The sequence below is a fragment of the Vibrio sp. A1-b2 genome (assembly GCF_021726015.1).
Taxonomy (GTDB): Bacteria; Pseudomonadota; Gammaproteobacteria; order Enterobacterales; family Vibrionaceae; genus Vibrio; species Vibrio diazotrophicus.
The window spans coordinates 221,816-247,060 of record NZ_JAKKCI010000004.1 but is presented as its reverse complement, the minus strand read 5'-3'; the positions used below and the strand labels follow the sequence as shown (position 1 = coordinate 247,060).

Below are 25,245 nucleotides of genomic sequence, written 5' to 3'. Positions count from 1 at the left end.
CTTGTTCTCAACTCAAAGTTTATCCGCGACCTTACGCTTACTCACGTCCCGGTAGCTTTTTCCATGCCACTGTGTCACGTAAATACACTGGGCTAGAGTCTTCTACTGCTGTTGTATTGCCTTTTGCCCATTCAAACTGAGCAAGATAAACAATGTCTTGCGAATCTGGATAAAGTATTTCGCTCTCGGTCAAATTCAGTGGCAGCGCTGCCAAATCATCAGCGTATGCTTGCCAACCAGTTCCTACTTTCGCCCAAGTATTCTCATCTTTCTGGACTTGCTCAGCAGTTTCGATTTGTTGAACAAGCACAGCCGGTGGAATCACGCATTCCGCGTCGATTTCATTCCAACTGCCATCTTCTTGACGCTCAAAACGGCCCCAATAAACTTCACTCATTCGTGCATCGATCGCGCTCGCAACGTGAGTCACACCGTGTTGACGGTACGCACCTTGCGCCATTGTCGCCAACGTCGATACGCCAATCATGGGTAAATCCGCACCGAATGCTAAACCCTGTGCAATTCCGATACCAATTCGAACGCCTGTAAAGCTACCCGGACCACGACCGAAAGCAAGCGCGTCTAAATCACTCAGCGCTAAGCCCGCTTCTTTTAGAACCTCATCCACCATTGGCAGAATTTTTTTTGTATGGTCGCGAGGAGCAAACTCACTGCGAGAATAAACTTTATCACCAACCATTAAGGCGACTGAACACTGCTCTGTCGCTGTGTCTAAGGCAAGAATTTTTGCGCTCATGAATATCTCTAAATTGTTTCTGTTTCTGATAATTGTGCAAGAAAGCTTTTGACCACATCCAAATCTCGCGTACGCGGGATAGGAGGCAAACTGGCAAGGAATATTCCGCCATAGTCTCGGGTCACTAATCGATTATCACAAATGATCAGTGCTCCTTTGTCTTTCTTGTCTCGAATAAGTCGTCCAACACCCTGCTTCAAGGTTATTACCGCATCTGGCAACTGGACCTGAGCAAACGGGTCTCCGCCTTGCAAACGGCAATCTTCAATACGCGCTTTTAACAGCGGGTCATCTGGAGCGGTAAACGGAAGTTTGTCGATGATAACACAGCTTAATGTGTCACCTCTAACATCAATCCCTTCCCAGAAAGCACCTGTTGCCACGAGCAAAGCGTTGCCTAACTCCATAAACTCAGCCAGGGTTTTCTGTTTGCTGGTTTCACCCTGCATTAAAACAGGTAAGGTCAGTGTTTCTCTGAATTTCTCGCCCAGTTCGCGCATCATGCTGTGTGAAGTACATAAAAAGAAACAGCGCCCTTGGTTTTGTTCAATGACAGGAGAAAGCATGCGTACCAGTTTGTCAGCAAGCCCCGGACTGTTTGGCTCTGGCAGATACCTTGGAACACACAACTTTGCCTGATTTTGATAATCAAAAGGACTAGGCAACGAGAACTGTTCACCAGGCTGCAATCCTAAACGATGAGTAAAGTGGCCGAAGTCGTCATTCACTGCCAACGTGGCTGAGGTAAAAATCCACGCCCCTTGCTTCATTTCGATCTGTTCGTGGAACTTATCGGCAACGGAAAGCGGCGTAATATGCAAACTAAAATGACGTGGCGTGGTATCAAACCAATACGAGTAACCCGTAATCGAAACATCACATACCCTTTCAATTCGGCCTTTAATCAGATTGGCGCGCTCAAAGGCAGCATCCAATAACTGGCTGCGCCCTAAAGCGATTTTGAGTACTTCTATCGCAAAGTTGAGGCTGTCTTTAACACGTTCAATTTCACGAGCAATAGAAGGCGAAGCCATCGCTTCTCTCCAGTTGCCTCTGTGCCCCGAATCGCCAAGCACAATGCGTAAATCCGCCGCAGACTGAACCAGTTTATCGCCTACTTTTTGCAGTTGGCGCATATCCTTGGCTTCGGTGCGATAAGCAATTTCAATGTCTTTGGCGAGCTCTTGGATTTGTCGGCTCGATACAGACTGACCAAAATATTGGCTGGCAATATCAGGCAACTGATGTGCCTCATCGAAGATAAATACTTCTGCTTCCGGAATCAGTTCACCAAACCCTGTCTCTTTAATTGCTAAATCGGCTAAGAACAGGTGATGGTTAACCACCACGATATCGGCATCCATCGCTTTGCGTCTTGCTTTATTGACGAAGCAATCGGTATAGCTCGGGCATTCTTTACCCAAACAGTTGTCATTGGTAGAAGTAATAGTGGGAATGATCATGCTGTCTTCAGGCAGTGCATCGCACTCACCTAAATCGCCGCTTCTGGTCTCTGATGACCATGACCTCACCTTCACCAGCTGTGTGAGCAGTTGCGGGTCAGCAGAGTCATTGGTGTGACTTTCAATCATTTGTCTGCTCAGGCGGTCTAGACACAAATAGTTAGCACGACCTTTGAGCAATGCGACATTGCCGTGAAAGCCCAGAGCATCAACCATTAAGGGAAGATCACGATGAAACAGCTGCTCTTGCAGGTTTTTAGAACCCGTGCTGATGATGGTTTTCTTTCCGCTTAATAGCGCAGGCACGAGATAAGCGAAGGTTTTGCCGGTTCCTGTTCCAGCTTCCACGACCAACTGCGATTCGCCAGCAATTGCTTTTGCAACTGCCTGAGCCATATCGATTTGAGCTTGTCGAGGCTGGAAGCCCGGAATGGCTTTGCCTAATGCGCCTTGTTGAGAAAAGGTTTTTTGGATCATCCACGTCAAAAAAATAATAACTTTGGCGCGATTATGGCAGGTTTTTAGGTCAGGAGCGAATGCAGTTACCCCCTATATTTGAGAAGGAGTTGGTAGGCACTTACATTCCAAACAGATTGTGTCAGGTACGAAACTAAGCCGTACCTGACATAGCGGAACTATTTCCTATTTAAATAGCGATTTAACCACTTAGAACCCACTTCGAGTGAGGTTAGCTCAACTTGAGGCATCATCGCCTTCGCCGCCTCTTCCGGTGACGCCTTGCTCTCCCACATAAACTCTAAAATGTCGTCATCAACACTGTGATCACCCATCAATGAAATAACACGTTCAACGTACAATTTACGTGCAAGTAATTCTTTGTCCATAAATACCACCTTCGCAAAACAAGTACTAACAGAAGAGACGCTTTCAATAGCCGAGGATTCACTGAGCCTAGTTATATTAGTTGAAACCATTAGGAGAATAGATTAATTATAGAAGCCAAATTCGGAATTGGTTTGCCGTTCAAGCCAATCTATTTCTTCTAAGAATGAAAAATTTGCACGCCCGGAAGTCGTATTTAATGGAAAAGAAAACTCTCCTAACGCATTGCAGTGATGCTCCAGGACTTATCTCAAAAATCACCAACATCTGTTACAAACATCAGCTAAACATCATTCATAACAATGAGTTCGTTGACAATACCAGTGGTCACTTCTTCATGCGTACCGAGCTTGAAGGCTACTTCAATGACCACACTCTATTGGCAGACTTAGACCAAGCTTTACCTCAAGGTGCAAAGCGCAAATTGGTCGGTTCATCACGTAAGCGTATTGTGATACTGGTCACCAAAGAAGCGCATTGCTTGGGTGATATTCTGATGAAAAACTACGATGGCAGCTTAGATGTAGATATCGCAGCAGTGGTGGGTAATTACGACAAACTGCAAACCTTAACAGAGAGATTCGACATCCCTTATCACTGTGTATCTCACGAAGGTCTTAACCGACAAGAGCATGAAAAAGAGCTGTTGGAAGTGATCGAACAATATCAACCGGACTATATTGTTCTCGCTAAATACATGCGTGTTCTGACTCCGGGATTTGTTGAGAAATTTCACCATAAAATCATTAACATTCACCACAGTTTCTTACCTGCGTTTATTGGTGCGAAACCTTACCAGCAAGCTTATGAGCGTGGTGTGAAGATCATTGGTGCAACGGCTCACTTTGTGACCAACGATTTGGATGAAGGTCCAATCATCAAGCAAGATGTCATTCCTGTGGATCATACCTTCAGTGCACAAGATATGGCTCAGGCAGGACGTGATGTAGAGAAGAACGTTCTAAGCAAAGCTCTGAACAAAGTGATCAATGACCACGTGTTCGTCTACGGCAACAAGACGGTGATTCTTTAAGTTTATGAGAATGAAAAATGGCGCTGAATCAGCGCCATTTTTCTTTAGTGATAACCAGCGATTAAATAGACACCGCCAGTTTCACCCCTTGGCGAATGGCACGTACCGCGTCCAGTTCACCCGCAAGTTCAGCACCACCAATGACATGGAGCTTGCCGGACAGTTCAGGCCATTTATCTTCAAATGGTCGAACAGAAACCTGCCCTGCACAAATAATCACTTTATCTACATCCAGAATCTTTGATTCACCATCAATACCGATATGAAAACCTTGGCTATCAATACCTTGATATTGAACGCCACCAAGCATGTGTACGCCGCGCTTCTCTAAGGTGCGTTTGTGAACCCAGCCTGTTGTTTTGCCCGGCCCTTTGCCGACACTGCCTTTTCTGCGTTGTAGCAACCACACTTCTTTTTCACTACGTGAATCCGGATAAGGATACAAACCTCCAGGATAAGTAATCTCTTTATCTATGCCCCATTCATGTAACCAGTCATCTAAATCATGATCGGATGGCTCAGTAATCATACTTGCGACATCAACCCCAATACCACCCGCGCCAACGATAGCGACTTTATTGCCTACCGGTGTCTTTTCGCGGATCAGCGTTTGGTAATCCACCACTTTTTCGCTGTTTTCCAAGCCTGCAATGTCGACTTTACGCGGTTCAACACCCGATGCCATTACCACTTCGTCATACTCCGACAACATAGAGAAGTCAGCTTCCGTTCTTAAATGCAAACGCACGCCTGTTTCATCAATACGATTGGCGAAGTAACGAATCGTCTCACGAAACTCTTCTTTGCCCGGGATCTGCATCGCTAATCTGAACTGACCGCCAATGCGATCGTTTCTTTCAAACAGGTCAACATCATGCCCACGCTCAGCCAACGTCGTTGCACAAGCCAGCCCCGCTGGACCTGCACCAATCACCGCCACAGTCTTCTTAACGCTTGCAGGTTGAACCACAATCTCTGTTTCGTAACAGGCGCGCGGGTTAACCATGCACGATGCACGTTTACCTTTAAACACGTTATCCAGACAGGCTTGGTTGCAGCCAATACAAGTATTGATAAATGCTGCTCGACCTTGCTCTGCCTTATTGACAAATTCTGGGTCTGCCAAGAATGGGCGAGCCATCGAAACCATATCCGCTTTCCCTGAAGCAATAATGCTCTCCGCTTCTTCCGGAGTATTGATACGGTTACAGGTAATCACTGGGATCGACAAATGAGGTTTGATCTTCTCCGTTACCCAGCTAAACGCAGCACGAGGAACTTGCGTCACTATGGTCGGGATCCGAGCTTCGTGCCAGCCGATACCCGTATTAATGATTGTCACGCCAGCCTTTTCTAGCTCTTTAGCCAGCATCAACACTTCTTCAAATGTGCTGCCTTGTTCAACCAAATCCAGCATCGACAAACGGAAGATGATGATGAACTCTTCACCCACCGCTTCACGAATGGCTCTGACCACTTCAAGTGGGAAACGGATTCGATTGAGATAACTACCACCCCAGTCGTCATAACGCATATTCGTGCGTTTACAAATAAACTGGTTTAGCAAGTAGCCTTCAGACCCCATCACTTCAACGCCGTCATACCCTGCGAGTTGAGCCAACTCAGCACTATTGGCAAAGGCTTGAATGGTTTTTCGGATCTGACGCGGAGTCATTTCGCTAGGAACAAACTTACTGATTGGAGATTTAATCGCAGATGCGCTCTGTGAGAAAGGATGCATGGCATAACGGCCAGCATGAAGAAGTTGCAGCGCAATTTTACTACCATGTTGATGTACCGCCTCAGTCACCACTTTATGCGCTTTAGCATGTTTCACACTGCTAAACTCGGCACCAAAAGGATGTAAGCGTCCGCGAAGATTTGGCGAGTATCCACCCGTAACAATCAGGCCTACACCACCTTTTGCCCGTTCTTCATAAAATGCGGCAAGCTTATGTAAGCCTTCTTTTTCGTCTTCTAAACCAGTGTGCATTGAACCCATCAAAACTCGGTTTTTTAACTGAGTAAATCCTAAATCCAATGGCTGTAGCAGATTTGGGTACATGGAGAGTTAACCTTTATCGTTATTGTTTTCCGACCACACTATTCCTCACTCACACAAAAATCAAACAAGTGTTTACATTTTTGTAACACCGATCAATCTTGCGGTTGTTTGCGTATACTAGATCACGTACGATGCAACTTAATTAATATTCCAAGGTGTTGTTTTGGTGATATTAACAAGCATTTCGATGGCATTGCTGGAGACACAATGAAAACAATATTCCGATTTATTGGGCTGCTTTTTAAAGGGATTTGGAAACTAATCACTTTCATTCGTATCGCTCTTACCAACCTCATTTTCCTACTCAGTATCGCGTTAGTGTATTTCCTTTACGCTTATGAGACCCCAGCACCTGTGGTTGAGAAAAAATCTGCCTTAGTGCTCAACCTATCTGGCCCCATCGTTGAGCAAAGCAGTTATTTAAGCCCGATGGATTCAGTAACGGGCTCAGTGTTAGGCAAAGATCTGCCAAAAGAAAACGTGCTCTTCGATATTGTCGAAACACTTCGTCACGCTAAAGACGACGACAAGATTACGGGTTTGGTTTTGGCACTGCGTAATATGCCAGAAACCAACCTAACCAAATTGCGCTATATCGCGAAAGCCATTAATGAATTCAAAGCTTCTGGCAAACCGGTTTTTGCTCTGAGCGACATGTACAACCAAAGCCAATACTACTTGGCAAGTTACGCCGATAAAGTGTTTATGGCTCCCGATGGCGCAGTTTTGTTGCATGGCTACAGTGCTTACAACATGTATTACAAAACCCTTCTAGAGAAGCTCGACGTCAACACTCACGTATTCAGAGTTGGAACCTATAAGTCAGCCATTGAACCCTTCATCCGTGACGACATGTCAGATGCAGCGCGTGAATCGGCGTCTCGTTGGTTAACTCAGTTATGGGGAGCCTACATCGATGATGTTGCCACCAACAGAGGCATTGATGCTGACGCATTAACGCCAAACATGGATGAGTTTCTTGCGCTTCTTGAACAAACATCGGGAGACTTAGCTCAGTTATCACTGAACATTGGCCTCGTTGATGAATTGGCAACTCGTCAGCAAATTCGCCTTGAGCTTGCTAAAACCTTTGGCAGTGATGGTAAAGACAGCTACAACGCTGTGAGTTATTACGACTATGCACAAACGGTAACGCCTCAAATGAGTGCAACCAACGATGATATCGCTATTGTGGTTGCCAGCGGCACAATTATGGATGGTTCTCAACCTCGCGGTAGCATCGGTGGCGACAGCACAGCGTCTCTTCTTCGCCAAGCACGCAATGATAACAACGTCAAAGCGGTGGTTTTACGAGTAGACAGCCCAGGGGGCAGCGCATTTGCTTCCGAAGTGATTCGTAACGAAATTGATGCATTAAAAGCAGCAGGTAAACCTGTGGTTGTTTCAATGTCGAGCCTAGCGGCTTCCGGCGGTTACTGGATTTCAATGAGTGCAGATAAAATCGTTGCTCAGCCAACAACCCTCACCGGTTCAATCGGTATCTTTAGCGTCATTACGACTTTTGAAAAAGGTCTTAACAAGCTTGGCATTTCTACCGATGGTGTTGGTACTTCACCATTCTCAGGTATTGGTATCACTACTGGCCTTAACGAAGGGGCGCAAAAAGCGCTGCAAATGGGCATTGAACATGGTTACCACCGTTTCATTTCGCTAGTGGGTGAAAGCAGAGGTATGTCCGTTGAACAGGTTGATCAGGTAGCTCAAGGTCGAGTCTGGACAGCCCAAGATGCGCAGAAATTAGGTTTGGTCGATAAATTGGGTGACTTTGATGACGCCGTTAAGCTCGCGGCTGAACTGGCCAAAGTTGAAGACTACAACCTGTTCTGGGTGTCCGATCCGCTAAGTCCGGCACAGCAAATCCTGCAAGACCTGTTTGGACAGATCAAAGCAAGTCTTGGTTTGGATGTTTCCAGCGTGGTTCCAGCAGCGTTTCAACCGGCAGCAAGTCAGTTAATTAACGATGCGAACCTGCTAAGCGGTTTTAACGATCCAAAAGGACAATACGCGTTCTGTCTGCCCTGCCAAGTACAATAGTCAGACTAGCAGCACGAAATTTCCGTTTAGGGGGCGCTAAATACACAGCGCCCCTTTTTATTACAATCGTTTTCGTTATAATCGCCACACTATTTACCACCACCTTTAGTAGTTGTAATCATGGCAAGAAAACATATCTATATCGCCTACACTGGCGGCACTATCGGCATGAAGAAATCCTCACACGGATACGTTCCTGTTGCTGGATTCATGGAAAAGCAATTGGCAAATATGCCAGAGTTCCATCGTGACGAAATGCCCGAGTTTACGGTTCATGAGTACGAACCACTGATTGACTCTTCAGATATGACGCCAGAAGACTGGCAAAAAATCGCTGATGATATCGCGGACAACTACGACAAATACGATGGTTTCGTTATTCTGCATGGCACTGACACTATGGCTTATACCGCCTCTGCATTGTCCTTCATGCTGGAGAACTTAGGTAAACCGGTCATTGTGACAGGCTCACAAATCCCACTTGCAGAATTACGTTCGGATGGTCAGGCCAACTTGCTGAATGCACTGCACATCGCAGCAAACTACCCGATTAATGAAGTCACTCTGTTCTTCAACAATCACTTGATGCGCGGTAACCGCAGCACTAAGTCTCATGCAGATGGCTTTAACGCATTTACTTCACCAAACATTCCACCACTGCTCGAAGCGGGTATCAATATCCATGTCAGCAATGGCGTGCAAATTGGTCAGGTGCCTGAAGGTAAATTCCGCGTACACCACATTACGCCGCAACCTATCGGTGTGATCACCATGTACCCGGGCATCTCTCACGAGGTAATTCGCAATACCTTATTGCAACCCGTGAATGCCATGATTCTGCTTACTTTTGGGGTTGGAAACGCACCACAAAATCCAGAACTACTGGCACAGCTAAAAGATGCCTCTGAACGTGGAGTTATTGTCGTAAACCTAACCCAATGTTTAGCAGGTAAAGTCAACATGGGTGGCTACGCAACGGGCTGTGCACTTGCTGATGCAGGTGTTATCAGTGGTTACGATATGACGCCTGAGGCGGCGTTGGCAAAACTTCACTACTTATTGAGCCAAAATCTCTCTTACGAAGAAGTGAAGCAAAAGATGCAGCAAGTGCTGCGTGGCGAAATGTCTCTGTAAATTACAACGGCTAAAGTCAAAAGCGGCTTAAGCTTAAAAGAACCACCCTCATAAAGTAAGAAAACCCCGTATTCACATACGGGGTTTTCTTTTTCCGACCCAAACCACTACTCGTGATTAGGATTAATACGTACGATATCTTCTTGATTATCTTGAAAACGTTTTTTTAATTCTGCTTTTGATTTAAAGATCATCTCGCCACCAACGCCAATGCTCATATGGTCAGCGTTGTTATTGTGCTTTGATTGGTACAACATCACAGCTTGCATACAAGAATCTCGCTGCTCTGGAGAAAGTGAAGTACCTTCAGGCCACTTACCCGTTTCAACAGCAAACAATAAGCGCTCATAAGCTTCCGGTGTGATAGCAGCAACAAGTTGATTTGCGTCCATGGTGCATTCCTAATTTAACGATTTGCGCCAAAATAACTTGCTGGCATATTGAGTCAAGACAAGCTAAATAAATAAGTGTATCGGATCACAAGCTAAACATTTTTCTAACATGATGTGGCATAGCTCCTGCATTTATTCAGTTCAATCCGTTACAAAAAAGAATCTCTATAAATAAGGTCAACAGGCCAAAATATGAACACAATAAAAGCCATTCTCGTTTTATCACTGCCTTTGGCTCTATCAGGGTGTTTAGAAAATAAAAAGAACACCGATAAACTTTGTGCAGACAACCCAGCACTGCAGTGTGAAAGACTAAATGTTAATGACGGACAATGCCGTATCCCCAGAACTGACCTGATCTGGCATCGCTTCGAAGTACTTAAAGACCCGACTCCAGTAAACAAAATTGAAGAGTACAATCTAACCAGTGCTTACCGAAAATGTTTAGAGCTCGCGTCTCAAATTCAGGCGATTGACCAAGCAGATCTCAAGCAAAGACGAGTCAATGCACTGGTGAATGCAGGTGAAGATTTAAAGCGTATCGCGACCGAACTTCGTAACCAACGCACACCAGAATCTCTTTATTTTTTATGGAGCCAAGAGGGTGACCATAAAGCTCGCCGTGAGTTTTTACAATTGGAAGGCAAGCCTGAACTCGAAACCGCTGAGTTACAGTACGCATTAGCTACCTTCTATACCTCGCGAGACCGTGAAAAAACCATCATCTTACTTAATCACGCTTTAGAGTTAAGCAAGCCAGACAATATCAACACCGAGATCCTTAAATCACTGGCGAGCAACTATCATGCTTCTGGTGATAAAGAACATGCCTATGTTTGGGCTATGGTCGGTAAGGAATATGATGTACCTATCGCCAGCGAGTCCGAACTTGCATTGATGTATGGCTTTGATGAAGAGAAATTTGAGAAGCTTGACGATATTGCAGAAACGGTTGTTAAGTTGATCAAAGAGGGACAATACCGAAAAAGCATCGTCCCTAACTCTTTGAAATAATGTTGCTATCAAACAAAAGTTGGTGGTCTACCACCAACTTTTTCACTTTTTGTTGAAAATTAACGACACCGAGTTAACACAAAAGCGTTCACCTGTAGTCTGTGGACCATCAGGAAATACATGACCTAAATGGCTGTCACAAGCAGCACAACGAATCTCAGTTCTTATCATTCCGTGACTTAGATCTTCTAAATAACGGATGGCCTGATCATTAATAGGCGCATCAAAACTTGGCCACCCACAACCAGAGTCGTATTTGTTTTCAGAACTAAACAAAAGCGCATTGCAGCAAGTACAATGGTAATCGCCAGTTAGTTTGTTATGCAGTAGCTTACCAGAGAAAGGCGCTTCAGTTCCTCTCTGGCGACAAACGTAATATTCCTCTTCCGATAACTGGTCTTTCCAGTATTCGTCAGGCTTCTCAAGATTTTGGGCTTTATCAACCACGCTTTGACTTCTCCTTTTTTGTAATAATTATTTTTGACTTTTTTCGCTAAAAACTTGCGTACCTATGATTTTGTAGCACATACTTTTTCACCATAGTATTGCGGGTTATTTGAGCATCAATAACCTCGTATCTTGATTATTTTACGTCAATTGGTAGGGATGAAAAGCAGTAGCACGTCTAAAAACTAATCAGTTGTAAGTGATTGTGAAAAAAAGCGACAGTTTTTTTTGACTTTAAACAAGTTAAGTCGGATTATCTGTTGCAGATGTTTACTGGATTTTGTAATTTTACTACCAGTTATCTTTAATCAGAAATTAAGTTGTGGAGCAACTATAATGACTATCAAAGTAGGTATTAACGGTTTTGGCCGTATTGGCCGTTTCGTATTCCGTGCAGCACAAGAACGTAATGACATCGAAGTTGTTGGTATCAACGACCTAATCGACGTAGATTACATGGCTTACATGCTTAAGTATGACTCAACTCACGGTCGTTTCAACGGCACTGTTGAAGTTGAAGGTGGTAACCTAATCGTAAACGGTAAGACTGTACGTGTTACTGCAGAACGCAACCCAGAAGATCTAAAATGGGATGCAATCGGTGTTGACGTTGTTGCTGAAGCAACTGGTCTATTCCTTGACGACGCTACTGCACGTAAGCACATCACTGCTGGTGCGAAGAAAGTTGTTATGACTGGCCCTTCTAAAGACGCAACTCCAATGTTCGTTAACGGCGTAAACTTCGACACTTACGCAGGTCAAGACATCGTTTCTAACGCTTCTTGTACTACTAACTGTCTAGCGCCTATCGCTAAAGTTCTTAACGACAAGTTCGGTATCGAATCTGGTCTTATGACTACAGTTCACGCTACTACAGCAACTCAAAAAACTGTAGACGGTCCTTCTGCTAAAGACTGGCGCGGTGGTCGTGGTGCTTCTCAAAACATCATCCCATCTTCAACTGGTGCTGCTAAAGCAGTAGGCGTTGTACTTCCAGCAGTTAAAGGTCTTCTAACTGGTATGGCTTTCCGCGTACCAACTGCTAACGTTTCTGTTGTTGACTTGACTGTTAACCTGAAAAACGCTGCTTCTTACGAAGAAATCTGTAAAGCGATGAAAGAAGCTTCTGAAGGCGAAATGGCTGGCGTTCTTGGTTACACTGAAGACGCAGTAGTATCTCAAGACTTCATCGGCGAAAAATGCACTTCAGTATTCGATGCTAAAGCTGGTATCGCTCTAACTGACAAATTCGTTAAAGTTGTATCTTGGTACGACAACGAAATCGGTTACTCAAACAAAGTTCTAGACCTAATCGCTCACATCTCTAAGTAATGTAAGCATTAGCGAAGAAATTCGTTGAGAATATGAAAAGGCGGCCGATGTGTCGCCTTTTTTGTTTCTACAGATTTGATTTTCCTAATAACAATCAGTCTAAGCAAAAAGCTGAACGAGGAATGATATTTATGGATCTACTTTCTCTCCCTACCCTTACTTACCTCTCTGACAACGTGACCATCGTTGAAAAAGATGAGGTGAAAATCGTTCGTGTTATCCACGATAAAGCTACCGCCGCTATCGCTCTGCATGGTGCTCATGTTCTTTCTTATGTTCCTGCTGGCAAAGAAGACCTGATTTGGATGAGTAGCAACACACCTTTTGACGGCAAAGCTGCACTTCGCGGTGGTATTCCAGTTTGTTGGCCTTGGTTTGGCAAAATTGCAGAACCTGGACACGGTTTTGCACGTATCAGCCAATGGAAATTGGCAGAACACAGAGAAAATGAACAAGGTGTTGTAGTTGTTCTAGAGCTTGAAGAGTCAGAAGAAACACTGGCAATTTGGCCATACAAGTTTAAGACCCGCTTGTTTGTCGAAATTGGTGATGAGTTGAAAGTGACACTGGAAGTAAACAACACGGATGAAAAAGCTTGGACGTTCTCAAGTGCACTTCATACTTACCTGAATGTTGGCGATGTAGCTCAAATTACCACGACAGGTATGGGAGCTGAATACATCGACAAGCTGCAAGATTCAAAAATCTGCCAAGGTGAAGAGACACTGGTACTCACTGATACGATCGATCGTGTCTACACTATGCCAGAATCCAAAATCACAGTTACAGACCCAGTGCTAAAACGAGCGCTGTTGGTTGAAAACAGTGGTCACAATTGCGCAGTGCTGTGGAACCCTTGGTCTCAAGGTTCAAAAGCAATGGCTGACATGCCTGATGACGGCTACAAAACCATGTTCTGTGTTGAGTCGACCATCCATGCACCATGCCTTTCTGCAGGTCAAACGTTGCAACCGGGTGAACAGTACCTATTAGCAACGACCATTTCGGCAAACTAACCATCTCGTCTTAGTGTGGTTCGAACCCGAAAAGAAAAAATCCGATAAACACTGTTTATCGGATTTTTGTTTATGTATTTAAATAAAGCGTCTGGGCAATATTAAACTTTGAATCGGCGAATCTCAGATTCAAGCTCATGAGAGAGCGAAGAGAGTATTGCGGCCTGCTCTGCTGCATCTTTCGCTTCAATAGAGAACTCATTCGATACATCACGAATACCTTGTGTATTACGAGTAATTTCCGACGTCACTGATGCCTGTTCTTCCGCCGCAGTCGCAATGTGTGTTGCCATATCACTAATCGCAGACACTACCGTTCTAATTTGCTCTAACGACTGAGAAGCATTGATTGCATCGTTTACACTGGTCGTCGCCAATGTGCGGCTGTCATTCATGATCGATACCGCTTTACCTGTTGTACTCTGTAGCGTATCAATCATTTGCTGAATTTCTTTTGTCGATGCATAAGTACGTTGGCTCAACACTCGAACTTCATCGGCAACAACCGCAAATCCTCGACCCTGCTCACCCGCTCGCGCAGCTTCAATCGCTGCATTTAGCGCTAGCAAGTTTGTCTGCTCTGCAATTCCCTGAATCGTCGATAGGATATTGCTGATTTGGTTGCTGTGACCTTCAAGCTCAGTAATAACGCCAGTTGCCACTTCCACTTCGGTCGCTAAATTTTCAATAGAAACCTGTGTTTGAGAAACCTGACGAGCACCGGCATCACATGCAATAACGGCATCATTAGAGTTGCCAGCCGTCTGCTCAGCGTTACCCGCAATCTCATGAGTTGCAGCTGACATTTCATTAATCGCAGTCGCAACCATGTTGATTTCATCTTGCTGCTGCTGAATGCGCATATTGTTTTGGTCTGATTGCTTCGCAGCATGAGCGGATTGCTGTAAAAGCTCGGCAGACACATTACCTAAGTTCGCTACCATTTGCTGCATATTGCCCACAAACTGGTTAAAGCTTTGCGCCAGTTTACCTACTTCATCTTCAGAATGAATCGTCAGGCGTTGCGTCAAGTCCGCATCACCAGAGGCAATTTCTTCCAACGCTTTGCTCACGCGAGAAAGATCTCTAATCAAGAAATTAACCAACCAAGACACGGCAAGTAACACTAAAAACGTAATCACAACCGCCGTTGAAATTAGTCCCCAAAGTAATGAATCCGTTGAAGCAAGCTCAGTGTCTTTATCCAGCTCTACCGCAAAGATCCACTGAGTTCCCGGCACAGCTTTGAAGTAGTACCACTTTTGTACGCCATTCAACGTAACAGGAATAAAAGTTTTGTCTCTCGCCGCTTTGTTGATCGCGTCGATAGTTAACACTTTTGATACTGCAGATACAGGTTTTAGCGTGAAGTCTTTATTTGGATGCGCTAGCCAGTTGCCATCTTGAGTATCAATAAGCATGGTTCTAGCGTTCTCACCCGCAACGGATGAAAGCACGTCAGAGACTAGCTGTTCAATCAACACATCAGCGCCGACAACACCAGAAAAGCGTCCATTGACAGTAACAGGTTCAGCAATAGTGATAAGCAATGCATTGGTCACTGCATCTTGATACGCCGTAGTTACAATCATTTTGCCAGCCGTCGATGCATCAATATACCAAGGACGTTTGCGAGGGTCGTAACCTTCTTGATATCTCTCAGGATAAGAACGGTTCATCACCCCTTCGGTGGTACCGTAATACAGCTCATCAAAACCGCCCGAAACTCGGCCTTGTTGTAAAAAAGGCGTTGGATCCGCAGCGTTTGCATAGGCTTTAAATGCTGAAGTGATAGATTTTCTGTCAGCAACCCAATCCGAGATACCTTTGGCAGTCGCAGTCGTTAGAGATTCAACACGCTCTGACATTGCTTTTTGCGTCTGATCATAGATACGGTCTATAGACAACCACGTTAATGCTCCGGCCATAACAACAACTGCGGTTAGGCTAGCACCAATTAACTTTTGCTTTAGCGAAAATGACATTATTTAACAGCTCTCATATTGTTGTTTTTACAGGCGAGATACTAACCTCATTGCCATAGGCTATCCACTAAAAAGATATAAAACTTTCAATATATAACTCATTGTTATGCAAAGGTTTATGTCAACAAATTGGCATAAACCAAATTATTGTCGGTATAGCAGTGCAAACGCGATAAAAATAAGATTCCCCTTCCAAAAGTCATGCAACGCCTGCCTGTTAACTTGCTTTTTATTTGGTGGAGTAACCGCTACACTTACGCTTCCATTTACTACCTTGAGAACACCATGGCTTACCAGTGTCCGCTTTGCCAGCATCCACTCACTCTTAACCAACGCACCTATTCATGTGTAAACAACCATCAGTTTGATTTGGCAAAAGAAGGCTACGTCAACTTGATGCCTGCTCACCATAAACGCTCGAAAGATCCAGGTGACAACAAAGAGATGATGCAAGCAAGACGTCGTTTTCTCGATGGCGGTCATTACAACCCTATGCGTGAGAAAGTCGCCGAGTTGTGCCAACGTTTCTTAATAAACACAGACCACCAGCTGTTAGACATCGGTTGTGGTGAAGGCTACTACACAACCTATATTGCAGATTGCCTAAAACAGCAGAACCCGCAAGCCAATACCTTCGGGCTGGACATTTCCAAAGTGGCTATTCGATATGCGGCAAAGCGCTACTCAAACTGTGATTTTACCGTTGCTTCAAGCCATCGCTTACCTTTTGCCGACGAAGCGCTCGACGGAATTTTACGCATCTATGCTCCTTGCAAAGCAGATGAACTGAATCGCTGCATCAAATCAGGCGGTGTTGTTATTACAGTCACCCCAGCAGCAAGACATTTATACGAGTTTAAACAAGGTATCTATCAAGACGTACGCTTGCATGAAGAGCAGCCTGAAGTCATTGAAAACTTCACCTTAGAACACGAAGAGAAAGTGAATTACTTGATGACACTAAGCGGAGATGATGCATTTGATCTACTTCAGATGACTCCGTTTGCATGGCGCGCAAGTGAAGCTTACAAAGCGGAATTGAAAAACTCAGCCAGTGTTCAATGCGAAGCAGACTTTATGATTCGAGTGTATAGAAAAGCTTAGTTATCCCTTACCTGTCGAATACTGCTAGCGACTTGAAGTTACAGGGGCCACAAAAACCATTGTAACTTCAATAACAAACACAACTTCTTTCTCCAACAACACCCCAAGCATCCCTCTCCCAAATCCCAATCTAGAAAAGTATAAAAAATAGGCATGCTAATTGCTTTGTAAGAAACAGTGAAAATATGTTCAAAAAATAACACAAGTTTGACATAAGCCTGTCGATATAGTTATTGAGGATGGATTTAGGAGAGCAGCATGAACCCAGTAGGCGCAGGATCAGTATCTAATCTGAATGCCACTCAACCGGTAAAAAATCAAGCTTCTGCGAGTACAGAGTCGGCTTCACCAGCACCACTGAAAGTCGAACAAAACAAAGTAACGCTTTCTGACGAAGGAAAGGCGTTGCTTGCCGCATTACAAGATATTGAGCAAAACGGCACAATGCCTGAAGGCGATAAAACCATGAGTGATAAGGTGGAGGCCTTTACCTATGGTGCTTTGGGTATGGAACACCCAGACAAAGTAAAAGACAAAGATGATTCGTTCTTCTCTGCGGGGCAATATCTTTCCGCAGCGGCAACCGTTGGTAGCCTATTACTCTTATTAGCCTAACCCCACTCTCCCAATTCTTCTCAGGCTTTAAAAAATCCCACAATGTTTAATACACTGTGGGATTTTTGTTATGTGAGATTTAGTTTCTACTTGGATGGTTCAAAATGTGAACCTCTAAATTTTTTATCGTCTTATATCAACAAGTTAAAATCACAAATTTAGTTTAATGGCGACATCTTGTGTAGGCCGAAGGTCGGTGTTGGTTGAGGTTTTAGACTTGATGCCAAGTTTCTCGCAAACAATCTTGCGGAGAGGACCATCAATTGCATTTAATCTGACTCATCCACCAAACGCAGACCTTTCTGTTTTGCTGTCGCCATTAAGTGAAGCATATCTGGTGATGCTTTTTCGATTTCTGCCATTAAATCTCAAGTTGAGTTATCCTAAGTGTCAATGACTTATGTGTGTATATTTGCGCGTATATGCGTTTAAAAGGATGTTTCAGTGGCGAAAGGATTTAGGTACTACCTATTTATGGTTGTGGGTGTTATTTCATGCATGATAGGGGTTGTTTTAGCTGGCTCCATGGACGTATTTCGAGACACTGGTGGTACTTGGCTAGGCGCTATAGGTACTGTTTCCACTTTAGTATTTCTAACCTATCAACATAGCCTAGACAGAAGAGCAAAAATAAATGATGAAATCACCAAACTTTCTCAAGAAGCTCTAAACGCATATATCAATGCAGTAGATTCTTTAATTGAATACCTTTCTAACGAAGCATTAGGCAAAGATAGAAAATTTGCTTTTCTCAAGCCAACTTACTTAAACCTTGTTGCCTTAGAGAAAAAAATTACTGTGCAGAACCACAGAGACCAAGCACAGGCGAAATTTGAAGAACTGCATGTTCATCTAACTATTTTTTATTCTGATTTGAAAATCGGCGACATTTTAACGGTAGAAAGCCTTGAAGCGTATGACACTCTATTGCTTTTCAGAGGCAATAGTTGGGCATCATGCGTTACCACACTGGTTAGAGCATGGCTAGAAGATGTCGTTCCTATGTTTGGAACAATAAAAGAACTCAATTCTACTAGCTATGGCTGGAGACAAAAAATGATAGATGATACTTATATGTATTACTTATTAACGTTTCTGTTGTCATCAGACATCAAGCTTGTCGATAGAGATTCCGTCGTCGATTGTATTGTCAAAATAGGGAATTCCAACAATTCTTGTCGCATAGAAATAAATGACCGATGGTTTCTTAGAGCAGTTGATGAATACCCAGGTGTTTTGGCTCACCTCTTATTAAGAAGTTCAGGATTCAGAGCTATTCAAGGTGAAAATGCACATAAATATGAGCCTAGATTTTCAGTATATGGACCAGAAGGTATATGGTTTTGTATCGACTATTTGGGGAGGAAGGCATATTTGGTTTTGAAAACACCAGACTATTTGAACAATGACAAGTATACAACCCGAATTGAGAAGAGTGACAAAGTGCCTAATGCGGGTTCTGTAAGAGTGGCTTACTAACTTATTGTAGGCAAAAAGGAAACGCACCCATGGCTGCGTTTCCTTTAATCAACAATTCTATGCAATGCCTATTTATAACGAGTTAGACTTATGGTGCTTTTTACTCCGTTGCACTCGTACATGTATTTGAGTTTGTTACGAAGTGATTTGAACTCATTTTCAGTACCATTTTTCGCCTTTGATAGTAACTCGATACATTGCTCACCTAATGCTTTCTGAGCCTTTCTATCTAAAGTGCTCGCCTTAACAAGTGACTTATTGGCACGCTCATTTGCATCTTCACAAACGTCATAACGTTTGGTGGTATCACAATTTGAAAAGCTATTTAGTCGTCCTTTGAAATCCAATTTTTCCAGTTCTTGTGCGTAGCCAACTACTTTCTGCTCTCGATATAAGTCGCATTCAGTTTTTCCCCTCATTGAAGCAAATGGATCTTTTTCTACTACAACTTTAAGGCATTGCTCATAACCTGCGTCTACATCTACTTGGCCTTGGTCGATTCTCTGTGAAAGCTCTTTTACATATTGTTGTTCAACCATTCCTAGACTACAGCCCATAGGTTGATTGCAATCAATACCTAGAGCTTTGGCTGCTTTACTTGAATCTGACCTTTGAGCAATCGAAAGTTTTTCATACTTACTCAAGAGTTCAGACTGACGTGCTTGGAGTCTTTGCTTGCGTATTTCCTCGTCTTTTTCTCGCTTCTCCCGATCTAACTTTGCAATCGCATACCTTGCAGCTTTGCACTTCGTAGAGTCAGATACTTCTGCCGCTTCATCGAGCTTTTTGCTTTTAAGTAATACTTCTACTTTTACATCGCACTTCTTATCAACATCCCGAGCCTCTTGCTCATTTTGAACGTAGTAATCAACGAACTTGTTGCTAGAAGCTGACACACCAAAGGAAACGAGAACACTTACTAAACATACACCAAACCTAAAATACATCCCTGCCACCGAATACAAAAAACAAAGCGTTAGTGTATTCAATCTGAGTCATATTTCATTATTAAAACAAGCAAAAACAGATATGAATCAATATAGTTAATTCGTAAGTAGATCTAGTCGACTTTTTGTGTGCTGGCTATCGTCGCCAAGGCCAGAAATTTCCGATGCTTGATCACATCTACTATCTAATATTTGGATTAGGTGCTTCCCTTAGTACTTGTTTGTCCAGTACGAATTTCTCACCTTTATAGTTAATCATCGGGAACGTACACGCTGTATAACACTTGCGTTTATAACAACTACGTATATGAGGCCACCGACCTCCTCCTATTATCTTCTCGTACTTATTGACCCGAGATACTCCGACCTTACATTCACTGCATGATGCATGGTGGAAACACCATTGAGCTACAACGAATACTTGGACATTCGAATATCAAGCAAAACAAGCGCAACGCGCACCTAGCACCAGATCACCTAGAAGATGCGGTGGAGAAAAATCCATTGAATTCGATTTGATTTCTGCCGCCATAAAGTGGCGGCAGAGATTAGTAAGATGTGCGTTTTGAGGCGATTTATGGCGATAAGGTATTGATTAAACCCTTATCGCGCCTTGGTATCCCTACTGTCGCGAAGGATGATTCAAAATATGGTCTTCCCAATCCACAACGTCGATTTCATATACGACTTTATTGCGAACACTTTCACCTTCTGCATGCATTGCGGCTTTTGAACCGGTGATGAGAGGGTGCCATTGCGGTAGAGGTTCAGCTTGAGACAGTAATCGGTATGCGCAGGTATCTGGAAGCCAGTGGAACTCATCAATTTTGTCGCGAGTGAGTTTCAAGCACTCTTCGCCTGATTCAAAACGGTTTGGGTAGTCTTTACAAGCGCAGGTATTGCTATTTAGCCAGCTACAAGCAACGTTGGTGTAATACACCTCATCGCTGTCTTCATCCATCAGCTTATGCAAGCAACACTTACCGCAGCCATCACACAGTGACTCCCACTCTGCTTCTGTCATTTGTTCTAGTGTTTTGCTTTCCCAAAATGGAGTTGTCATTGCTGAATTCTTTCTGTTTGTAACCGGGGGACGTGTTATACCGCCCCACCACATAAAATTCAAGGGCAAATATGCTGAAAAAAACGTCGTAAAATGTCTACCGCTACTGGTTTTTCTGTTAACATCTGCGCCCTTCTTTTTGCTTTTACTTGCGGTAGGTCATGATGAATTGTCGACTTGGATGTGGTGCATGTTGTATCGCACCTAGCATATCTTCTCCAATTCCGGGTATGCCGAATGGAAAACCTGCCGGTGTACGATGCATTCAATTGAATGACGATAACTTGTGTAAGTTGTTTGGCAAACCAGAGAGACCGAATGTCTGCCATGATTTCAAACCCTGCCCTGTCGTCTGCGGCTCAACTAATCAAGAAGCTCTGAAAAATCTTACTGAACTCGAACAGTTGACCTAGTTTCGGCTATTTTTAGATCTAAGTACCACTTTTGAAACAGATTAATTTTCCTTTACTCTAAGTGAGTTGCGTTTTTCTACTACGCTTCAGATGTGTCTTTGTTACATATAGGAATGTGACTATGAAGAAATATCTCGCAGAGCTGGTAGGTACATTTTGGTTGGTTCTCGGTGGTTGTGGCAGCGCAGTATTAGCTGCTGGCTTTCCCGATGTCGGCATTGGCTTACTAGGCGTATCACTCGCTTTTGGTTTAACGGTTCTCACCATGGCATATGCCATCGGTCATATCTCAGGCTGCCACCTAAATCCTGCTGTTACTTTTGGTTTATGGGCTGGTGGTCGATTTGAAAGTAAAGATATTCTCCCTTATGTTCTTGCCCAAGTCATTGGTGGCGTTATTGCTGGCGGCGTGCTGTATGTTATCGCTACAGGTCAAGCCGGTTTTGATATAGGCGCGTCTGGATTTGCCAGCAATGGTTATGGAGAACACTCTCCCGGTGGATATTCTTTCATGGCTGCTCTGGTGAGCGAGTTGGTTATGACAGGCGTCTTTTTGTTCGTCATCATGGGTGCCACAGACGCTAGAGCCCCGAAAGGTTTTGCACCTATTGCTATCGGCTTGTGTTTGACTCTCATTCACTTAATCAGTATTCCGGTAACGAATACTTCAGTTAACCCAGCTCGAAGCACTGGCGTGGCTGTTTTTGTGGGTGACTGGGCGATGTCGCAATTGTGGCTGTTCTGGGTGGCGCCTATTGTGGGCGGAATGATCGGAGCCATAGTCTATAAGATTGTGGATGGCGAAATAAAAGAAATTGATTGAAGATAAACAAAAGCCGCTGTAACAAGCAGCGGCTCTGGATGCTAAATCGAATTTTAGGAAAGCCTTTGGCGACCTAATAAAGAGTGGGACAACGTAGTGCCATCAACCAGCTCTAATTCACCACCAACAGGTACACCATGGGCAATACGACTTGCCGATACTTGATGTTCACGGCATAGCTCAGCAATATAGTGCGCTGTCGCTTCGCCTTCTACCGTCGGGTTGGTTGCTAAAATAACTTCGCTGATCCCGCCTTTTTGAAGACGGAAATCCAGAACATCTAATCCAATATCACTTGGGCCTATGCCATCAAGTGGAGACAAGTGCCCCATCAAAACAAAGTAACGTCCCGAAAACTGGCCTGTTGCTTCTAAAGCAGCAATGTCTGCTGGGCTTTCAACCACACAAAGTTGGCCGTTTTCCTGACGTTTAGGGTTGTTACAGATATGACAAGTTTCTTCTTCAGTGAATGTTCGGCATTGGCTGCAATGGCCAATATCCACCATTGCCTGACCAAGAGCTTCAGCGAGAAGTAACCCACCTTTTCTGTCGCGCTGTAACAAATGAAAGGCCATACGTTGGGCAGACTTGGGACCAACCCCAGGCAGACAACGTAAGGCCTCCATCAAATGCTCCAGCATATGACTGGTACGCATCAATCACCTACTTTTTAGAAAGGCATCTTCATGCCTGGTGGTAGTTGCATACCGCCAGTAACTGCAGCCATTTTCTCTTTTGATGCTTCTTCAATACGACGAGCAGCATCGTTAAACGCAGCTGCAATCAAATCTTCCAGCATTTCTTTGTCGTCTTCCATCAAGCTTTCATCGATGTCAACACGGCGAACACTGTGGCTACCAGTGATTGTAACTTTTACCAAACCTGCACCAGATTCACCGGTGATTTCCATGTTTGCGATTTCTTCTTGCATCTTTTGCATGCGATCTTGCATTTGTTGGGCTTGCTTCATTAAGTTGCCCATTCCGCCTTTACCAAACATCTTTATCTCTCTGGTTTTATCTTTGATTGTTTCACATACAGTGGGGATAAAAGATTAAAATCTCAACCCCACCGTTTCGGTTAAATTGGTCTTACGCTGTCTTTATCAAGTTCGGCGCTAAAGCGACGCTCAATAAATTGTACATTAGGATCTGTCGATAGTTGGCTCATGGCATGAGAAAGTTTCTCTTGGTACAGCCTTTCGCGCAGTTCGAGCGGTGTTTCACCTTCTTCGCCTAAAGAGACCGAAAGTACACACTCTTCACCTAATTTTGCGTTAAGCGCTTGTAGCAGCTCGCTTTGAGCTTTATCCGTATTCAGGTGAGCATGGCTGGAGCGCAATAGCAGCTCGATAACATTACCCTGTTTCTTATACACAGAGTTAAGCGCCAGTTGCTCAACAAGCTTCGCCGTTTCTAAGCTTTGAATCAAACTCGCCCATTCATTTTGAGCACAAGCTTCATCAATGAGCTTAGCGGTCATCTCTGGTGTTTTTTCATGCTCCAGAGACTTTTTAATTTGAGTCGGTGTCAGTTCTTTTTTTACTTCAACTTCAGCAACTGGCTGAGTTGGACGCCATTGATATGCTTCTTGATCTTCAGGTTCGTTGCTCTCATACGCTGGCGACATCGGCGAAGCGTTTTGAGCACGTTGTGCCACTCGCTCTAACACCGAAACAGGTTTTGCAGATGCCGCTTCAGACTTTTTTGAGCCGTGACCTGTGTTTCCTTGACCAGAATTTCCTTGCTGATTCAAACCTTCACGCTGTGAACGCAACTGATGTCTTAACCCAGTTAAAGGCGAAGATGTTTTGCGTTCTTGCTGAGGAGGTTCTGCAACAGTTTGCTCTTCTGCTGGAACATAAGGTTCAGGTTGAGAAACAGGATTTATCGGCGCCTGTTGGACATCACGCGGCGCGTTATATTGCTCGGCATGATTCTGTGTAGGTTGACTCTGAACTGACGCTGATTGTGGCACAGGTTGAGCCGGAGCCGCAGAATGTTGCGGAGCACTTGGTGCTACAGGAGCCGAAGGGGCGACATGAGGTCTCGGTGTTACAGGTGCTTGAGCGGCTGGTTCAGCTACTGTTGCTGGTATTGCAGGTTCACTTTGCGTCGATATCGCTGAGGTCAACGACACTTGAGATGGTCTGAATGCCATCATTCTCAAAGCGATCATTTCCATACCGATTCGACCTGTCGGCGAAGCAGCAAGATCAGTTCTGCCTTTCAACGCAATTTGATAGTAAAGCTGCACATCCTGAGGTGTCAGAGACTTCGCTAACCATTCAATTTTCTCAGCATCTGGCGCCGATTTATCTAGGCTTGCTGGTAATGCCTGAAACATGGCAACACGGTGCAATTGGCTCGCCAACTGCTGAAGCAGTCCATCCCATTCAACGCCATTCTGTGCAAATGTCTCAATAGACTCCATCACCATTTGTGGCTGCTTGGAGCTGATTGATTGCAACAGGTGCAGCGCTTGGTCAGTATCAAGTGTACCTAACATGTGCGATACAATATCGTTGCCCACATGATTATTACCCAGCGCAATCGCCTGATCGGTTAAGCTCAACGCGTCACGCATACTGCCATCAGCGGCATGAGCAATAAGACCTAAAGCCTTGTGCTCAAATGCGACACTTTCTTCATTAAGAACATGCTCAAGCTGTTGCTGGATATTTTCGATACTGATCGGCTTTAGATGAAACTGAAGACAACGAGATAAAATCGTCATCGGCAGCTTCTGAGGATCGGTGGTCGCAAGCAGGAACTTCACATACTCAGGCGGTTCTTCCAACGTTTTCAATAATGCATTGAAACTGTGACGCGACAGCATGTGAACTTCGTCTATCAGATAAACCTTAAAGCGACCACGCGCTGGCTTATACTGGACGTTATCGAGAAGCTCACGAGTATCTTCAACTTTGGTGCGCGACGCCGCATCGATTTCTAGTAAATCAACAAAACGTCCCTGGTCAATTTCTTTACAGGTTGCACACTCGCCACAAGGCGTTGATGTTATACCTGTTTCGCAATTGAGCCCTTTCGCAAAAAGTCGTCCAATCGTCGTTTTACCTACACCACGAGTACCACTGAACAGGTACGCATGGTGAAGTTGATTGTGAGCCAAAGCATTTTCTAAAGCTGTTAATACATGGGCCTGCCCTACCACTTCTTTAAACTTGGTAGGACGCCATTTACGCGCTAAGGCAAGATAACTCATGAAACCTTCCGTTGTAGATGTTTATACCTAATTAGTCTAT

The 25,245-nt window shown here is 44.2% G+C and carries 23 protein-coding genes; 11 read left to right on the top strand and 12 right to left on the bottom strand.

Features of this window, described 5'->3' with window-relative positions; translation table 11 throughout:
* Positions 1-37: 37 nt before the first annotated feature.
* The 3 genes from tsaB to L3V23_RS11220 form a co-directional block, all read right to left on the bottom strand.
* Positions 38-757 carry a tRNA (adenosine(37)-N6)-threonylcarbamoyltransferase complex dimerization subunit type 1 TsaB gene (gene tsaB, locus L3V23_RS11230; protein ID WP_237292354.1) on the bottom strand — a complete coding sequence of 240 codons (720 nt, stop codon included), beginning with the start codon at positions 755-757 and terminating at the stop codon, positions 38-40.
* A gap of 8 nt (positions 758-765) precedes the next feature.
* Positions 766-2,697, bottom strand: coding sequence for an ATP-dependent DNA helicase (locus tag L3V23_RS11225; protein ID WP_237292402.1), 1,932 nt, complete (start codon positions 2,695-2,697; stop codon positions 766-768).
* A gap of 158 nt (positions 2,698-2,855) precedes the next feature.
* Positions 2,856-3,065: a hypothetical protein gene (locus L3V23_RS11220; protein ID WP_042486091.1), complete on the bottom strand. Its 210-nt coding sequence runs from the start codon at positions 3,063-3,065 to the stop codon at positions 2,856-2,858.
* Positions 3,066-3,262: 197 nt separating this feature from the next.
* Here L3V23_RS11220 and purU point away from each other — a divergent pair, with 197 nt between their 5' ends.
* Positions 3,263-4,096 carry a formyltetrahydrofolate deformylase gene (purU, locus tag L3V23_RS11215; RefSeq protein ID WP_102968121.1) on the top strand — a complete coding sequence of 278 codons (834 nt, stop codon included), beginning with the start codon at positions 3,263-3,265 and terminating at the stop codon, positions 4,094-4,096.
* A 61-nt stretch (positions 4,097-4,157) separates the two neighbouring features.
* Here purU and L3V23_RS11210 read toward each other — a convergent pair whose 3' ends face one another.
* The gene (locus L3V23_RS11210) at positions 4,158-6,161 is read right to left on the bottom strand and encodes an NADPH-dependent 2,4-dienoyl-CoA reductase (protein WP_237292353.1); all 2,004 of its coding nucleotides are present in this window, start codon (positions 6,159-6,161) and stop codon (positions 4,158-4,160) included.
* A gap of 207 nt (positions 6,162-6,368) precedes the next feature.
* Here L3V23_RS11210 and sppA point away from each other — a divergent pair, with 207 nt between their 5' ends.
* Complete coding sequence (gene sppA, locus L3V23_RS11205) at positions 6,369-8,216, top strand: signal peptide peptidase SppA (RefSeq protein ID WP_237292352.1); 1,848 nt, start codon at positions 6,369-6,371, stop codon at positions 8,214-8,216.
* Positions 8,217-8,336: 120 nt separating this feature from the next.
* Positions 8,337-9,350 carry an asparaginase gene (ansA, locus tag L3V23_RS11200; protein ID WP_042486106.1) on the top strand — a complete coding sequence of 338 codons (1,014 nt, stop codon included), beginning with the start codon at positions 8,337-8,339 and terminating at the stop codon, positions 9,348-9,350.
* A gap of 107 nt (positions 9,351-9,457) precedes the next feature.
* On the opposite strand, the gene L3V23_RS11195 is transcribed toward ansA, so the two are convergent.
* On the bottom strand, positions 9,458-9,742 hold the full coding sequence (locus tag L3V23_RS11195; protein ID WP_042486109.1) for a DUF1315 family protein: 285 nt from the start codon (positions 9,740-9,742) through the stop codon (positions 9,458-9,460).
* 192 nt (positions 9,743-9,934) lie between these two features.
* On the opposite strand from L3V23_RS11195, the gene L3V23_RS11190 reads away from it, so the two are divergent.
* Positions 9,935-10,756: a DUF2989 domain-containing protein gene (locus tag L3V23_RS11190; RefSeq protein WP_237292351.1), complete on the top strand. Its 822-nt coding sequence runs from the start codon at positions 9,935-9,937 to the stop codon at positions 10,754-10,756.
* Between the two features lie 42 nt (positions 10,757-10,798).
* Here the strand turns inward: L3V23_RS11190 and msrB are convergent, their stop codons facing one another.
* On the bottom strand, positions 10,799-11,203 hold the full coding sequence (gene msrB / locus L3V23_RS11185) for a peptide-methionine (R)-S-oxide reductase MsrB (RefSeq protein ID WP_042486115.1): 405 nt from the start codon (positions 11,201-11,203) through the stop codon (positions 10,799-10,801).
* Positions 11,204-11,539: 336 nt separating this feature from the next.
* Between msrB and gap the strand changes: the two genes are divergently transcribed.
* Positions 11,540-12,535 (top strand): type I glyceraldehyde-3-phosphate dehydrogenase, encoded by a 996-nt coding sequence (gene gap / locus L3V23_RS11180; RefSeq protein WP_042486118.1) that lies wholly within the window; start codon positions 11,540-11,542, stop codon positions 12,533-12,535.
* A gap of 131 nt (positions 12,536-12,666) precedes the next feature.
* Entirely contained in the window at positions 12,667-13,551 is an 885-nt protein-coding gene (locus tag L3V23_RS11175) for a D-hexose-6-phosphate mutarotase (protein WP_102986823.1), read from the top strand.
* Positions 13,552-13,652: 101 nt separating this feature from the next.
* On the opposite strand, the gene L3V23_RS11170 is transcribed toward L3V23_RS11175, so the two are convergent.
* On the bottom strand, positions 13,653-15,536 hold the full coding sequence (locus L3V23_RS11170; protein WP_237292350.1) for a methyl-accepting chemotaxis protein: 1,884 nt from the start codon (positions 15,534-15,536) through the stop codon (positions 13,653-13,655).
* A gap of 285 nt (positions 15,537-15,821) precedes the next feature.
* Between L3V23_RS11170 and rlmA the strand changes: the two genes are divergently transcribed.
* From rlmA to L3V23_RS11155, 3 genes are all read left to right on the top strand, one after another.
* Positions 15,822-16,640, top strand: coding sequence for a 23S rRNA (guanine(745)-N(1))-methyltransferase (gene rlmA / locus L3V23_RS11165; RefSeq protein ID WP_102986886.1), 819 nt, complete (start codon positions 15,822-15,824; stop codon positions 16,638-16,640).
* Positions 16,641-16,898: 258 nt separating this feature from the next.
* Positions 16,899-17,255: a hypothetical protein gene (locus L3V23_RS11160; protein ID WP_102953852.1), complete on the top strand. Its 357-nt coding sequence runs from the start codon at positions 16,899-16,901 to the stop codon at positions 17,253-17,255.
* 444 nt (positions 17,256-17,699) lie between these two features.
* Positions 17,700-18,734, top strand: coding sequence for a hypothetical protein (locus L3V23_RS11155; RefSeq protein ID WP_237292349.1), 1,035 nt, complete (start codon positions 17,700-17,702; stop codon positions 18,732-18,734).
* Between the two features lie 68 nt (positions 18,735-18,802).
* Here L3V23_RS11155 and L3V23_RS11150 read toward each other — a convergent pair whose 3' ends face one another.
* Together L3V23_RS11150 and L3V23_RS11140 are read right to left on the bottom strand one after the other, a co-directional pair.
* Positions 18,803-19,681 carry a hypothetical protein gene (locus L3V23_RS11150; RefSeq protein WP_102962728.1) on the bottom strand — a complete coding sequence of 293 codons (879 nt, stop codon included), beginning with the start codon at positions 19,679-19,681 and terminating at the stop codon, positions 18,803-18,805.
* 622 nt (positions 19,682-20,303) lie between these two features.
* Entirely contained in the window at positions 20,304-20,744 is a 441-nt protein-coding gene (locus tag L3V23_RS11140) for a YcgN family cysteine cluster protein (protein ID WP_237292348.1), read from the bottom strand.
* A gap of 164 nt (positions 20,745-20,908) precedes the next feature.
* Between L3V23_RS11140 and L3V23_RS11135 the strand changes: the two genes are divergently transcribed.
* Entirely contained in the window at positions 20,909-21,157 is a 249-nt protein-coding gene (locus L3V23_RS11135) for a YkgJ family cysteine cluster protein (protein WP_171138455.1), read from the top strand.
* A gap of 121 nt (positions 21,158-21,278) precedes the next feature.
* Positions 21,279-21,980, top strand: coding sequence for an aquaporin Z (aqpZ, locus tag L3V23_RS11130; RefSeq protein WP_237292347.1), 702 nt, complete (start codon positions 21,279-21,281; stop codon positions 21,978-21,980).
* Positions 21,981-22,033: 53 nt separating this feature from the next.
* Here the strand turns inward: aqpZ and recR are convergent, their stop codons facing one another.
* The 3 genes from recR to dnaX all read right to left on the bottom strand — a co-directional run bounded on the left by recR (position 22,034) and on the right by dnaX (position 25,205).
* A complete protein-coding gene (gene recR, locus L3V23_RS11125) occupies positions 22,034-22,636 on the bottom strand; it encodes a recombination mediator RecR (RefSeq protein ID WP_042486136.1) in 603 nt (200 codons plus the stop codon).
* 14 nt (positions 22,637-22,650) lie between these two features.
* Positions 22,651-22,980 carry a YbaB/EbfC family nucleoid-associated protein gene (locus tag L3V23_RS11120; RefSeq protein WP_042486139.1) on the bottom strand — a complete coding sequence of 110 codons (330 nt, stop codon included), beginning with the start codon at positions 22,978-22,980 and terminating at the stop codon, positions 22,651-22,653.
* Positions 22,981-23,060: 80 nt separating this feature from the next.
* Entirely contained in the window at positions 23,061-25,205 is a 2,145-nt protein-coding gene (gene dnaX / locus L3V23_RS11115) for a DNA polymerase III subunit gamma/tau (RefSeq protein WP_237292346.1), read from the bottom strand.
* Positions 25,206-25,245: the final 40 nt, after the last annotated feature.

Excerpts from the sequence above, each read along its gene's own strand:
- tsaB (WP_237292354.1), bottom strand. The coding sequence starts at position 757 with ATGAGCGCAAAAATTCTTGCCTTAGACACAGCGACAGAGCAGTGTTCA.
- L3V23_RS11225 (WP_237292402.1), bottom strand. The coding sequence starts at position 2,697 with ATGATCCAAAAAACCTTTTCTCAACAAGGCGCATTAGGCAAAGCCATT.
- L3V23_RS11220 (WP_042486091.1), bottom strand. The coding sequence starts at position 3,065 with ATGGACAAAGAATTACTTGCACGTAAATTGTACGTTGAACGTGTTATT.
- purU (WP_102968121.1), top strand. The coding sequence starts at position 3,263 with ATGGAAAAGAAAACTCTCCTAACGCATTGCAGTGATGCTCCAGGACTT.
- L3V23_RS11210 (WP_237292353.1), bottom strand. The coding sequence starts at position 6,161 with ATGTACCCAAATCTGCTACAGCCATTGGATTTAGGATTTACTCAGTTA.
- sppA (WP_237292352.1), top strand. The coding sequence starts at position 6,369 with ATGAAAACAATATTCCGATTTATTGGGCTGCTTTTTAAAGGGATTTGG.
- ansA (WP_042486106.1), top strand. The coding sequence starts at position 8,337 with ATGGCAAGAAAACATATCTATATCGCCTACACTGGCGGCACTATCGGC.
- L3V23_RS11195 (WP_042486109.1), bottom strand. The coding sequence starts at position 9,742 with ATGGACGCAAATCAACTTGTTGCTGCTATCACACCGGAAGCTTATGAG.
- L3V23_RS11190 (WP_237292351.1), top strand. The coding sequence starts at position 9,935 with ATGAACACAATAAAAGCCATTCTCGTTTTATCACTGCCTTTGGCTCTA.
- gap (WP_042486118.1), top strand. The coding sequence starts at position 11,540 with ATGACTATCAAAGTAGGTATTAACGGTTTTGGCCGTATTGGCCGTTTC.
- L3V23_RS11175 (WP_102986823.1), top strand. The coding sequence starts at position 12,667 with ATGGATCTACTTTCTCTCCCTACCCTTACTTACCTCTCTGACAACGTG.
- L3V23_RS11170 (WP_237292350.1), bottom strand. The coding sequence starts at position 15,536 with ATGTCATTTTCGCTAAAGCAAAAGTTAATTGGTGCTAGCCTAACCGCA.
- rlmA (WP_102986886.1), top strand. The coding sequence starts at position 15,822 with ATGGCTTACCAGTGTCCGCTTTGCCAGCATCCACTCACTCTTAACCAA.
- L3V23_RS11160 (WP_102953852.1), top strand. The coding sequence starts at position 16,899 with ATGAACCCAGTAGGCGCAGGATCAGTATCTAATCTGAATGCCACTCAA.
- L3V23_RS11150 (WP_102962728.1), bottom strand. The coding sequence starts at position 19,681 with ATGTATTTTAGGTTTGGTGTATGTTTAGTAAGTGTTCTCGTTTCCTTT.
- L3V23_RS11140 (WP_237292348.1), bottom strand. The coding sequence starts at position 20,744 with ATGACAACTCCATTTTGGGAAAGCAAAACACTAGAACAAATGACAGAA.
- L3V23_RS11135 (WP_171138455.1), top strand. The coding sequence starts at position 20,909 with ATGAATTGTCGACTTGGATGTGGTGCATGTTGTATCGCACCTAGCATA.
- aqpZ (WP_237292347.1), top strand. The coding sequence starts at position 21,279 with ATGAAGAAATATCTCGCAGAGCTGGTAGGTACATTTTGGTTGGTTCTC.
- recR (WP_042486136.1), bottom strand. The coding sequence starts at position 22,636 with ATGCGTACCAGTCATATGCTGGAGCATTTGATGGAGGCCTTACGTTGT.
- L3V23_RS11120 (WP_042486139.1), bottom strand. The coding sequence starts at position 22,980 with ATGTTTGGTAAAGGCGGAATGGGCAACTTAATGAAGCAAGCCCAACAA.
- dnaX (WP_237292346.1), bottom strand. The coding sequence starts at position 25,205 with ATGAGTTATCTTGCCTTAGCGCGTAAATGGCGTCCTACCAAGTTTAAA.